The 12,444-nt window shown below is 75.0% G+C and carries 11 protein-coding genes; 9 read left to right on the top strand and 2 right to left on the bottom strand.

The features are described from left to right. The first annotated feature begins 56 nt into the window (after positions 1 to 56). From ung to ACN27A_RS17450, 9 genes are all read left to right on the top strand, one after another. A complete protein-coding gene (gene ung / locus ACN27A_RS17490) occupies positions 57 to 758 on the top strand; it encodes a uracil-DNA glycosylase (RefSeq protein WP_151455727.1) in 702 nt (233 codons plus the stop codon). Positions 759 to 787: 29 nt separating this feature from the next. Then, positions 788 to 1,738 carry a maleylpyruvate isomerase N-terminal domain-containing protein gene (locus ACN27A_RS17485; RefSeq protein WP_421454734.1) on the top strand — a complete coding sequence of 317 codons (951 nt, stop codon included), beginning with the start codon at positions 788 to 790 and terminating at the stop codon, positions 1,736 to 1,738. Between the two features lie 124 nt (positions 1,739 to 1,862). Beyond that, on the top strand, positions 1,863 to 2,540 hold the full coding sequence (gene tsaB / locus ACN27A_RS17480; RefSeq protein ID WP_421454731.1) for a tRNA (adenosine(37)-N6)-threonylcarbamoyltransferase complex dimerization subunit type 1 TsaB: 678 nt from the start codon (positions 1,863 to 1,865) through the stop codon (positions 2,538 to 2,540). Further along, positions 2,537 to 2,998: a ribosomal protein S18-alanine N-acetyltransferase gene (gene rimI, locus ACN27A_RS17475; protein ID WP_421454729.1), complete on the top strand. Its 462-nt coding sequence runs from the start codon at positions 2,537 to 2,539 to the stop codon at positions 2,996 to 2,998. The genes tsaB and rimI overlap by 4 nt, the downstream gene beginning before the upstream one ends. Beyond that, positions 2,991 to 4,037: a tRNA (adenosine(37)-N6)-threonylcarbamoyltransferase complex transferase subunit TsaD gene (tsaD, locus tag ACN27A_RS17470; RefSeq protein ID WP_421454727.1), complete on the top strand. Its 1,047-nt coding sequence runs from the start codon at positions 2,991 to 2,993 to the stop codon at positions 4,035 to 4,037. Before rimI ends, tsaD begins: the two co-directional genes overlap by 8 nt. Before the next feature lie 18 nt (positions 4,038 to 4,055). Continuing rightward, positions 4,056 to 4,310 carry a hypothetical protein gene (locus tag ACN27A_RS17465; protein ID WP_091627865.1) on the top strand — a complete coding sequence of 85 codons (255 nt, stop codon included), beginning with the start codon at positions 4,056 to 4,058 and terminating at the stop codon, positions 4,308 to 4,310. Positions 4,311 to 4,413: 103 nt separating this feature from the next. After that, the gene (locus ACN27A_RS17460; protein ID WP_421454725.1) at positions 4,414 to 6,114 is read left to right on the top strand and encodes an ABC transporter ATP-binding protein; all 1,701 of its coding nucleotides are present in this window, start codon (positions 4,414 to 4,416) and stop codon (positions 6,112 to 6,114) included. Beyond that, entirely contained in the window at positions 6,114 to 7,895 is a 1,782-nt protein-coding gene (locus ACN27A_RS17455; RefSeq protein WP_421454723.1) for an ABC transporter ATP-binding protein, read from the top strand. Before ACN27A_RS17460 ends, ACN27A_RS17455 begins: the two co-directional genes overlap by 1 nt. A 158-nt stretch (positions 7,896 to 8,053) precedes the next feature. Then, entirely contained in the window at positions 8,054 to 9,634 is a 1,581-nt protein-coding gene (locus ACN27A_RS17450; RefSeq protein WP_421454720.1) for a Na+/H+ antiporter, read from the top strand. Between the two features lie 668 nt (positions 9,635 to 10,302). On the opposite strand, the gene ACN27A_RS17445 is transcribed toward ACN27A_RS17450, so the two are convergent. Together ACN27A_RS17445 and ACN27A_RS17440 are read right to left on the bottom strand one after the other, a co-directional pair. Continuing rightward, entirely contained in the window at positions 10,303 to 11,040 is a 738-nt protein-coding gene (locus ACN27A_RS17445; protein WP_421454717.1) for a DUF4142 domain-containing protein, read from the bottom strand. A gap of 213 nt (positions 11,041 to 11,253) precedes the next feature. Continuing rightward, positions 11,254 to 12,435, bottom strand: coding sequence for an ROK family protein (locus ACN27A_RS17440; protein WP_393166407.1), 1,182 nt, complete (start codon positions 12,433 to 12,435; stop codon positions 11,254 to 11,256). Positions 12,436 to 12,444 lie beyond the last annotated feature (9 nt).

Here is a 12,444-nt window from a genome sequence, read left to right as displayed (position 1 = left end):
TGTCGTACCGGCTGCCTAGAGTGCGCGGGACGGACCCGACAGGCGAAAGGTTGCCGATGCCCGACGACGCCCCCACCCTGGACCTGCCGGCGCTGCTGCCGGAGGACTGGCGTGCCGTGCTCACCCCGCACCTCGACCCGGCCCGCACCGCCGCGCTGGCCGAGTTCGTCGCGGGGGAATATGCGACCCGCACCGTCTTCCCGCCGGTCGAGGACCTCTTCTCGGCCTACCGGCTCTGCGCGCCGGCCGACTGCAGGGTGCTGATCCTCGGGCAGGATCCCTACCACAAGGCGGGGCAGGCCCACGGGCTCAGCTTCAGCGTGCGGGAGGGCGTGAGCGTGCCGCCGTCGCTGCGCAACGTCTTCAAGGAGCTGGGCGAGGACCTCGGCGTGCCGAAGCCGCGCGGCGGCAACCTGAGCGGCTGGGCGGCGCAGGGCGTGCTGCTGCTCAACGCCGTGCTCACCGTCCGCGAGGCGACGCCCGGCTCGCACGCCAACCGCGGCTGGGAGGAGTTCACCGACGCCACCATCCGGGCGCTCGACGCGATGGACTCGCGGGTGGTCTTCCTGCTCTGGGGCGGCTACGCGCGCAAGAAGGCGGCCCTGGTGACCAACCCGCGGCACGTGGTGCTGGAGGCCGGGCACCCCAGCCCGATGAACCCGCGCGGCTTCCTGGGCAGCCGCCCGTTCAGCGCGGCCAACAAGGCGCTCGCCGACGCCGGCCTGCCCACGGTCGACTGGGAGCGCTCCGCCGGCTGACAGCTGCGCACTTTCGCGGTCACCGCGCGGTGACCGTCCGTTGTAGCCTGTGCTGCGAGCGGTCGGTCGGCGCGTACTCCGTGGCGGTGCCGACCTCGCCGGGCAGCGACGCGAGCCGGGAGGCGGCGATGGCGGCGACGGTCAGCGAACAGCGGTGGCGGGTGGCGCGGACGGCGCTGGCGGAGCAGACCGGCCGCTTCCTCGACCTGGTCCGCGCCACCCCACCCGGGGCCATGGCCACCGCCCACTGGTCGACGGCCGACACGCTGGCCCACGTGGGCTCCCTGGCGTGGTACTACGCGTGCCTCGTGGACCCGGACCATCCGCCCCTGCCGGTGCCGGGTCTGCACCGGCAGCTCCCGGACGTCACCGTCGACACGGTGGCGGACTTCAACGACGTGCTGCTGCGGCACCTCACCGAGCGCGAGCCGCAGGTCCTGGCCGACCGGTTGCGGGCCGACGTCGGGCGGCTCCTGGCCGTCTGCGAGGAGCAGCGACCCGACGAGACGGTGCCCTGGCTCGGCGGGGCCCGGGTGCCCCTCGCCGGCCTCTGCGCGCACCTGGTCAACGAGCTGCTCATCCACGGTCACGACGTCGCCCGCGTCGCCGGGCGGCCGTGGTCGCTCCCCGGCCGGGACGCCGCGCTGTTCATGGAGCTGTTCGTGGCCGGCGTGGTCCGGCACGGCTACGGGCGGCTCATCGACGGCGGCGCGCCGCCGAGCGAACGCCCCGTCGTGGTCGAGTTCCGCTCGGCGTACGCGGCCCCGGTCCGGCTCCGGCTGCACCGGGGGCGGATGACGTTCGCCGACCCCGGAGCACCGGTCGACGCCCGGATCGACCACGATCCCGGCACGCTCAACCTGATGATGTTCGGCCGGGTCAGCCGCGCCCGGGCGGTGCTCACCGGCAAGGTGCGCGTCAGCGGGCGGCGCCCCTGGCTGCTGCCGGCCTTCCTGCGCAAGTTCCGCACCCCGAGCTGACCCCGGCCGCCCGTCCCGTCCGCCGATCCCTGGCCCGGCCGCCCGCGCCACCGGCCTCGCCGCTCGTTCCACCCGGCCGGGGCGTGACCGGGGGTGACCACGGGGGCGACTAGGCTGGCTCACCGTGCTCGTACTGGTGGTGGACAGCTCGACCCCCGCGGTGACCGCGGCGCTGGTGGAGGTCGCGGCGGACGGTGTCGCGACCCGCGCGCACCGCTGCACGGTCGACGCCCGCGCCCACGGTGAACTGCTCGCGCCGCAGGTCGACGCCGTGCTCACCGAGGCCGGCGCCCGCCCGGCCGACCTGGGGGCGATCGTCGCCGGCCTCGGCCCCGGCCCGTTCACCGGGCTGCGGGTGGGGCTGGTCACCGCCGCCACCATCGGCCAGGTGCTGGGCGTCCCGACGTACGGTGTCTGCTCGCTGGACGCCATCGGTCACCCGGCGGCCGCCGGCGAGCCGGTGCTGGCGGCGAGCGACGCGCGCCGCCGGGAGATCTACTGGGCGGTCTACGACGGCGCGGGCCAGCGGATCGTCGGCCCGGAGGTGTCCGTGCCGGCGGTCGCCGCCGAGCGCGCCCGCGGCCTGGCCGTCACGGCCGCGGTCGGCGACGGCGCGCACCGGTACGCGGACGCGCTCGGCCTGCCCGTGCGCGACGAGCCCCGCTACCCGGACGCGGGCGTGCTGGCGACCCTGGCCGCCGCGCGCATCCGGGCCGGCGCCCCCTCGAAGGCACTCACCCCGCTCTACCTGCGCCGTCCGGACGCCGTGGCGGCGACCGCCCGCAAGCCGGTACTCCCATGAGTGTTCGGCTGGGGCGGTTCCGGTGGTGGCACGTCGACGAGGTGCTGCCGATCGAGGCGGACCTGTTCGGTGCCGAGCAGTGGTCGGCGGCGATGTTCTGGAACGAACTGGCCAACGGCCACTTCTACCTGGTCGCCACCGGCGACGACGGCGACCTGCTCGGCTACGCCGGGCTCGCCGTGGCCCCGCCCGACGAGGCGTGGGTGCAGAACGTCGCGGTGCGCCGGGACGCCCAGCGGCGCGGCGTCGGGCGGCTCCTGCTGGAGGCGCTGCTCGCCGAGGCCGCCCGGCTCGGCCTCCGCAGCGTCCTGCTGGAGGTCGCGGCCGACAACGCCCCCGCCCAGAAGCTCTACGCGACCTACGGCTTCGAGCCGATCGGCGTACGGCGCGGCTACTACCAACCGAGCAACACCGACGCGCTGGTCATGCAGCGCACGCAGGATGTGAGCGATGACTGACGAACCCCTGATCCTCGGCATCGAGACCTCCTGCGACGAGACCGGGGTCGGCATCGTACGCGGGCACACCCTGCTGGCCGACGCGCTCGCCTCCAGCGTCGAGCAGCACGCCCGCTTCGGTGGCGTGGTGCCCGAGGTGGCCAGCCGGGCCCACCTGGAGGCCATCGTGCCGACCATGGACCGGGCGTTGAAGGAGGCGGGGGTGACCATCGCCGACATCGACGCGATCGCGGTCACCTCCGGCCCGGGGTTGGCCGGCGCGCTGCTGGTGGGGGTGGCCGCCGCGAAGGGCTACGCGCTCGCCGCCGAGAAGCCGGTCTACGGCGTCAACCACCTGGCCGCGCACGTCGCCGTGGACACCCTGGAACACGGCCCGCTGCCCGAGCCGGCGATCGCCCTGCTGGTCTCCGGCGGGCACTCCTCCCTGCTGCTCGTCGACGACCTGGCCCGGGGTGTCACCCCGCTCGGCGCCACCATCGACGACGCGGCCGGCGAGGCGTTCGACAAGGTGGCCCGGCTGCTCGGGCTGCCGTTCCCCGGCGGCCCGTACATCGACCGGGAGGCCCGGGCCGGCGACCCGGCCGCCATCGGCTTCCCGCGCGGCCTGACCGCCCCCAAGGACCTCGCCGCCCACCGCTACGACTTCTCCTTCTCCGGACTCAAGACGGCGGTGGCCCGGTGGGTCGAGGCACGGCAGCGCGCCGGCGAGCCGGTGCCCGTCGCCGACGTGGCCGCGTCCTTCCAGGAGGCGGTCTGCGACGTGCTGGTACGCAAGGCGCTGGACGCCTGCCGGACCACCGGCGTCGAGACGCTGGTGATCGGCGGGGGCGTGGCGGCCAACTCCCGGCTGCGGGCGATGGCCGAGGACCGCGCCGCCGCGTACGGCATCCGGGTCCGGGTGCCCCGACCGGGGCTCTGCACGGACAACGGCGCGATGGTCGCCGCCCTCGGCTCGCACCTGGTCGCCTCGGGTGTCGCGCCGAGCCGGCTGGACCTGCCCGCCGACTCCGCCATGCCGCTGACGACAGTCAGCGTCTGAACCCCGAGGATGGCTGACGTGATCGTGCGGATGTGGGAGGCGCGGGCGGAGCCGTACGGCGCCGCGGACCTGATCACCTGGGTGTGCGACACCGCGCTGCCGGAGTTCGAGCACGACCCGATGCACCTGTCCAGCGAGGTGTTCTCCTCCACCGACCACCGGGTGGTGGTGATCTCCAAGTGGCGCAGCAACCCGCGTCCGCTGCCGGAGCCCCCGGCGACGCTGCTGGCCCGTCCGCCGCACTCCTGGGACTTCACGCAGGTCGACCGCTGAGGCCGGGCCGGCCGGTCGACGACGGAGGACACGTGAGCCGCGGCACGCCGAGGCGGTAATTGGTTGGCGGGGTGACCGGCCCGCCACCTAGCGTCGGTGGGCCATGCGCTTCTCACCGGCCGGTGACCCCGGCGTACCCGACATCCGCTCGGCGACCCGCTACCTCGTGTGGCTGGCCGGGCGGCACAAGGCGCTGCTCTCCGTCGGCATCCTGCTGGGCGTCGTCTGGATGGTCGCCCAGGCGCTGGTGCCGGCGGCCGTCGGCCGGGCCGTCGACGGGCTCACCCGCCGCGACGAGGAGGCGCTGCTCACCTGGGGGCTGGTGCTGCTCGGGTTGGGCGTGTTCCAGGCCGCCGCGGGGATCCTGCGGCACTACTGCGCGGTGCACAACTTCCTCGCCGGGGCGTACCGGACGGTGCAGTTGACCGTGGGCGCGGCGAACCGGCTCGGCGCCGCGCTGCCCCGCCGGGTCTCCGCAGGCGAGGTGGTGAGCATCGGTACGGCCGACATCAGCCAGATCGGCTCGGCCATCGACATCACCGCCCGGGGCGCCGGCGCGATCGTGGCGATCGTGACCGTCGGGGTGCTCCTGCTCGGCGCCTCCGTGCCGCTCGGGCTGGTCGTGGTGCTCGGGGTGCCGCTGCTGATGGCGGTCGTCGGGCTGCTCATCCGACCGCTGCACCGGCAGCAGCAGGCGTACCGGGACTCGGAGGGGGCGCTGACCGCCCGGGCCGGCGACATCGTCTCCGGGCTGCGGGTGCTGCGCGGCGTCGGCGGCGAGCCGGTGCTCTCCGCCCGCTACCGGTCGCGGTCACAGGCGCTGCGCGCCGACGGCCTGCGGGTGGCCCGCATCGAGTCGCTGCTGGAGGCGGCCCAGGTGCTGCTCCCGGGGGCGTTCCTCGTGCTGGTCACCTGGCTGGGCGCCCGGTTCGCGCTGCGCGGCGAGATCAGCGCCGGTGAGCTGGTGGCGTTCTACGGCTACACGGCGTTCCTGGTCAGCCCGCTGCGGCAGCTCACCGAGGCGGTGGACAAGCTGACCCGGGGGCACGTCGCCGCCCGGCGGGTGGTGCGGCTGTTGCGGCTCACCCCGGAACTGCTCGACCCCGCCCGCCCGGCCGCCCTGCCGGACGGCCCCGGCGAGCTGGTCGACGTGGCTTCCGTCGTGACGGTACGGCCGGGCCGGTTCACCGCGCTCGCCGCCACCGCCCCCGAGGACGCGGCGGCGGTCGTGGACCGCCTCGGCCGGTACGTCGACTCGGACGCGACGCTGCACGGCGTACCGCTGCGGGCGCTGGCGCTGGCGACGGTGCGGGAGCGGATCCTGGTGGCCGACAACGACGCGCACCTGTTCACCGGCCCGCTCCGCGCGGAGCTGGACCCGCACGACCGGGCCGACGACGCGACGGTCGAGGCGGCGCTGGCGGCGGCGAGCGCGACCGACATCGTCGAGGCCCTGCCGGCGGGGCTGGACAGCGCGGTCGCCGAGCGCGGCCGGGAGTTCTCCGGCGGCCAGCAGCAGCGGCTGCGGCTGGCCCGGGCGCTGGTCGCCGACCCGGAGACCCTGCTGCTGGTCGAGCCGACCAGCGCCGTCGACGCGCACACCGAGGCCCGCATCGCGGACCGGCTCGGCGCCGCCCGGGCGGGCCGGACCACCCTGGTCTGCACCACCAGCCCGCTCGTGCTGCACCGCGCCGACCACGTGATCTTCGTGGAGGACGGCAAGGTGGTGGCCGAGGGGACGCACACCGCACTGCTCGACGGCGAGCCGCGCTACCGGGCGACGGTCAGCCGGGGGGAGGACTGATGGCCACCGCACTGCCGGTCGCCGACGGGCGCCAGGTGCGCCGCTACGCCCGCACGCTGGCCCGTCGGCATCCGAGAGCGCTCGGGGCCGCGCTCGGCCTGCACGCGCTGGCCGCCGCGGCCGGCCTGGTCGCGCCGTGGCTGCTCGGCGACCTGGTCGAGGGGATCTCCCGGGGCACCTCCGGCGTCACCGTGGACCGGATCGCCCTGCTGATCGCCGGGTTCGTGCTGGTGCAGTCGGTGCTGGTCCGCTTCGCCCACCTGGCGTCGGCCCGGCTCGGCGAGCGGGTGCTGGCCGAGCTGCGCGAGGAGTTCGTCGACCGGATCCTGGCGCTGCCGCTGGCCACCGTGGAGCGGGCCGGCACGGGCGACCTGCTCACCCGGACGTCCCGGGACGTCTCGGCGCTGTCGCGGACGGTCCGGTTCGCGGTGCCGGAGACGCTGATCGCGATCGTCACCGGCTGCTTCATCGTCGGCGCGCTGCTCCTCGTCGACCCGCTCTTCGCGCTGCCCTGCCTGCTCGCGGTGCCGCTGCTGTGGGCCGGCACCCGCTGGTACCTGCGCCGCGCCCCCGCCGGCTACCTGCGGGAGAACGCCGCCTACTCCGACATCACCGACGGCATCAGCGAGACCGTCGAGGGTTCGCGGACCACGGAGGCGCTGCGGCAGCAGGCGCGCCGCCGGGCCCGCACCGACGCCGACATCCGCCGGTCGTACGCGGCCGAGCGCTACACCCTGCGGCTGCGCACGGTGTTCTTCCCGATCGCCGAGATCGGCTACGTGCTGCCGGTGGTGGCCACGTTGATCATCGGCGGCTGGTTCCACCTGAAGGGCTGGGTGAGCCTCGGCGAGGTCACCGCCGCCACGCTCTACGTGCAGGCGTTGATCGATCCGGTCGACCGGCTGCTCTCCTGGCTGGACGAGTTGCAGGTCGGCGGTGCCTCCATGGCGCGCCTACTCGGGGTGGCCGACGCCGACCCGCCGGCCGGCTCCCCGACCCGGCCCGCCGCGGGTCCTGCGGGCCCGCCCGATCCTCCGCCACCGGGGGAGCGGCGGCTCGCCGCCCGGGACGTCCGGTACGCGTACCGGGAGGGCCGGGACGTGCTGCACGGCGTGACCCTGCTGCCGGAACCGGGGGAGAAGCTGGCCATGGTGGGCCCCTCCGGCGCCGGCAAGTCCACGCTCGGCCGGCTGCTCGCCGGGGTGCACGCGCCCCGTACCGGCTCGGTCACGGTGGCCGGCCGGCGGCTCGACGAGCTGCCCCTGTCCGAGCTGCGTACGCACGTCGCCCTGGTCACGCAGGAACACCACGTATTCATCGGCACGCTGCGGGAGAACGTGGCGATGGTGCGACCGGGCGCCGACGAGGCGGCCGTGCGGTCGGCGCTGGCCGCCGTCGACGCGTTGGAGTGGGCCGACGGGCTGCCGGACGGGCTGGACACCGTGGTCGGTGCCGGCGGGCACCCGCTGTCGCCCGCGCAGGCGCAGCAGCTGGCGCTGGCGAGGCTGGTGCTGGCCGACCCGCACACCCTGGTGCTGGACGAGGCCACCTCGCTGATCGACCCCCGCGCCGCCCGGCACCTGGAGCGGTCCCTCGCGGCCGTCCTCCAGGGCCGTACGGTCGTGGCCATCGCGCACCGCCTCTTCTCGGCGCACGACGCCGACCGGGTGGCGGTGGTCGAGGACGGCCGGATCGCCGAGATCGGCTCGCACGACGAACTGGTCGCAGCCGACGGCTCCTACGCGGCCCTCTGGCGTTCCTGGCACGGCACCGGCTCCTGACGCGCCGCGTGCCGTGTCCGTGGCCGTCGATGCCGGCGGGCGGGGGCCTGTTTCCCTGTTCGAGGGTGCCGCGCCGGACCGCCGTACCACGATGGTGGAGCGGCAGGCGACCGGCGCGTACCCGTCACCGTGCCGGCGGCCGGTGACGGGGGTGCGGCGTGGGCGGTCTCGAACTGATCGTGGTGCTGGGCGTCACGGTGCTGGTCGGCACGACCCTCGGCGGACGGTACAGCGTGGCGCCCCCGGTCCTGCTCATCGCGATGGGCGCGCTGCTCGCGCTCCTGCCGCCGCTGTCCCACGTGGTGCTGGAGCCCGACGTGGTGCTGCTGCTGTTCCTGCCGGCGATCCTCTACAAGGAGAGCATCACCACCAGCCTGCGCGAGATCCGCACGAACCTGCTCGCGATCGCGCTGCTCGCGGTGGGGCTGGTGGTCGCGACGATGGTCGCGGTGTCGCTCGTCGTGCAGCGGTTCGGCGTCGACCCGGCCGCCGCCTGGGTGCTCGGCGCGGTGCTCGCGCCGACCGACGCGGCGGCGGTGGCCGGCCTCGCCAAGCGGATGCCGCGCCGGATCCTGACCACCCTGCACGCGGAGAGCCTGATCAACGACGGCACTGCGCTGGTGCTCTTCTCCGTCGGGCTGGGCCTGATCGTGGGCGGCACCGAGCCGGGGCTGCTCGGGCTGACCGAGCGGTTCGTCCTCGCGTCGACCGGTGGCGTAGTCGCCGGCCTGCTGGTCGGCTGGGCGGTGATCCTGCTCCGGCGTCGGCTCGACGATCCACTGCGCGAGGGCGCGCTGAGCGTCCTCACGCCGTTCGTCGCGTTCCTCCTCGCCGAGCTCGTGCACGCCAGTGGCGTCCTGGCGGTGGTGGTCGCGGGCCTCGTGCTGGCGTACGCCGCTCCCCGCGTCATCCGGGCCCGCTCCCGGGTGCTGGCGTACGGCTTCTGGGACCTCGCCACGTTCCTGATCAACGGCGGGCTCTTCGTGCTTCTGGGAATGCAGATCCCGCGCGCCCTGCGCGGGGTGACCAGCCTGTCGGTGATGCGGGCGCTGGTCATCGCGGTGGTGGTGACCGTCGTGGTCGTGCTGACCCGGATGGTGTGGATCCACCTGGCGGCCTTCGCCTTCCTGGTCGTCGACCGCCAGGCGGCGGAGCAGGACGAGCGGGTCGACTGGCGGGTGCGGACGGCGGCCGGGTGGGCGGGGTTCCGGGGCGCGGTCTCCCTCGCGGCCGCCCTCGCGGTGCCGGTGACCACGCCCACCGGCACACGTGTGCACGAGCGTGACCTGATCATCTTCGCCACCGCCGTGGTCATCCTGCTGACGATGCTGATCCAGGGCACCACGCTGCCCGCCGTCGTCGGGTGGGCGGGCCTGGTCGGCGACACCCGGCGGGTCGGCGAGCTGCGGCTGGCCCGGGTGCGGGCCACCGAGGCAGCGCTGGCGGTGCTGCCCGAGGTCGCGGACCAGCTCGGCGCGGCGCCGGACGCGGTCGACCGGATCCGGGCGGACTACGAGCAGCACCTCGACGACGTCCGCGCCACCGACGACGAGAGCCGGGCGGCGGAGCAGGCCCGGGACCTCGACCGGCGGCTGCGGCTGGCCGTGCTCGAACACAAGCGGCGCGAGATCACCAGGCTGCGGGACACGAACGAGATCGACGACATCGTCCTACGGGAGCTGCAGGCCGTCCTCGACATCGAGGAGATCCGCCTGCTGGGCCCGGAGGTCAACGAGTAGCCGTGCCCGGCCGTCGCACCAGGGCGTGCGGGCGGGCCGGGCGGACGTGCCGGCGTGCGGGCGTGCCGGGGCCTGCGGGTCGCGCGGGCGTGCCGGGGCGTGCGGGTGTGCGAGCCTGCCGGCCTGCGGGCCGCACCGGCATGCCGGCACGCGGCCGACCGCTGTGCGGACCCTGTCGCTGATGACTCAACGTGATGGCGCTCGCGAGGGGCCGTAAATATCACGCACGGTAGTCGACTGTGCCTGGCTTCCAAGCGCGAGCGGCCTCGTTTCAGCGCTTACCCCCGCTGACCAGCACTTTCTTTTCGCGATCATCGAGCCGGCCGATTGTGCTCACGCGCCCTTTGCTCTGCAGCCGCGGATGCACCAGCCACCGTCCGTAGCTGGTGCGTGGATGGCTGCAGAGCAAAGGAGGCGAGGCGAGTGCCCGGTGGCGACGGCGTGACACCCCTGGCGATTACCGAAAGTGACGTCGGCGGCCGGGCTGCGAACAGGAGGACGTAAAGCAGGACCGCGAACAACCAGGCAGCCACACCGCCCAGCCGCCACACCGCTGAGCTGCCAGGCCGCCACACCGCCGCACGCCACACCGCCGCACCGCCAGGGCGCCAGGCGCCCCTGCGGTTCGGCGGCCTTCCGGTCCGTGGCCGCCGGGAGGACCGCCGCGGTCAGGTGCGGCGCAGGATGCGGTACGTGGCGACGCCTCCCGTACCGAGCGCGGCGAGGAAGACCAGCCAGACCACCGTGCTGCTGACCCCGATCGGCGGGCCCGAGTTGGCGGAGGCGGCGGCGAGCAGGCCGTCGTCGCCGGGGGCGGGCAGGGCGGCCGGCGGCAGTTCCGGCCAGCGCACCAGCCCGGTGCTCTCCAGCATCTGCATGTGGTGCAGGACGAACCGGTTGGCGTCGTCGGCGAGCTTGCGGATCACCGGGTCGCGGGTACTGGCGCGGACCGCCCCGATGACCGGGAAGATCTTGCCGTGGGCGACCCGGAGCCGGGTGACGAAGATCTGGTCGAAGCGGGCGCCGGAGGCGTTCTGCATCTCCGTCAGCCAGCCCTTCTGTTCGGCCGTCGGGTCGCTCGGGATGCTCGCCCCGAGCTTGTTGGCCGCCTCGACCGTGAGCCGGTCCAGTTCCTCGTGCTCGGTGGCGATGCCGGCGCCGATCTCGCGTACCTTCGCGCTCTGCCCCTTGTCGGCGGCCAGCTGCCCGGCCGGCATCTCCCAGAGCCCGGCCAGGCGTACCCCGTTGAGCAGGGCGGCGTCGGCCGCGTTGAGCTGTTGACCGCCCGGCGCGGCGACGGCCACGCCGGGCAGCACCCCGAGCCCGGCGGCGACCGTGACGAGCAGCGCGGCCAGGCGACTACTGCGGTGTCCCTGTCGGCGACGGGCGGATCTGAGCGGTGTCATGTCCGTGGTGTCTCCTCGGTCCGGTCCGAAACGAGTCCGGGCCGGGCGACGCCTCCGCCTTCGCCCGTCCGCGCACTGGTACGGACGGACCGACCGATCGGTTCACCGGACCCACCCGCTCCGGCACCTCTCCACCATTCGTCGGCCCGGCACGGCACGGCACGACCGCGGCGCGGCACGACCGCGGCACGGCACGGCAAAGGGCGGGGCCGGTCAGCCGACGTCGAGGGGGTCCGCCAGCAGGCGTTCGAAGGCCAGTTCGGCGGCGCCGATCAGCGCCGCGTCGTCCCCGAGCTTCGGGGTGCGCAGCCGGACGTGCTCCAGGCAGGCGGGCAGGGCCATCGAGTTGAGCCGACTGCGGACCTGGGCCGCCGCCGCGAGGTAGAGGTCCCGCATGCCGCCGCCGAAGATGACCATCTCCGGGTTGAAGATGTTCACCAGGTTGGCCACCCCGAAGCCGAGCCAGTCGCCGGCCTGGCGTACCGCCGTCTGCGCCCGCAGGTCGCCCCGGTCGGCGGCGTCGAAGACGGCCAGCAGCGCGTCGCGGCCCCGCGCGTCGGAGTGACCGGCCGCGCGCAGCAGCGCGTGCTCGCCGATCTCGGTCTCCCAGCAGCCCCGGGAGCCGCACTCGCAGGGCGCGCCGTCGCGGACGACCACCATGTGGCCGACCTCGCCGCCGTAGCCGCCGTGTCCGGTCAGCCGGCGCCCACCGGCGATGATGCCGGCGCCGACGCCCACGTCCCCGTACAGGTAGATGACGTTGTCGCAGCCCGCCGCCGCGCCCCGGGCGTGCTCGGCGAAGGCCGCCACGTCGGCCACGTTGCCGACCGTGACCGGCACGTCGCAGCCCAGCTCGGCGCCGAGCGCCGCGCCGATCGGCTCGTCCACCCATCCGGTGGTCGGGCCCAGCCTGACCAGCCCGTCGTCGCGGCGGACCATGCCGCAGACCGCGACGCCCGCGCCGACGCAGACGGCGTCCGCCGGCGCGCTCTGCTGCATCTCCTTGACCGCCCCGGCCAGCAGCGGGGCGGCCTCCGCGGCGGTCAGGCCCCGGGGGCGGTCCAGCTCCCGGCGGTCGAGCACCGCGCCGCCGAGACCGATCCGCGCGGCGCGCAGCCGGTCCACCTCGATGCTGTACGCGTACGCGTGCACCCGGTCCGACTCGGGCCGGACGACCAGCGACGGTCGCCCGGCCCGGCCGGTCTCCTTCGGCGTCCCCTCGCTGACCAGCCCGGCGCCGGCCAGGTCGGCGGTCAGCGCGCCGATGGTGCTGCGGTTGAGCCCCAGCGTGGTGGTGAGCTCGGCACGGGTGGTGGCTCCGTGCACGTGCACGTACCGCAGCAACGCGCCCAGGTTCTGCCGGCGGATCTCGTCCTGGCTCGGTCCTGCGCGCATCGCCGTCGT

It is taken from the genome of Micromonospora sp. WMMD737, assembly GCF_049179055.1.
Taxonomy (GTDB): domain Bacteria; phylum Actinomycetota; class Actinomycetes; order Mycobacteriales; family Micromonosporaceae; genus Micromonospora; species Micromonospora reichwaldensis.
This window is presented reverse-complemented; position numbering and strand designations above follow the sequence as displayed.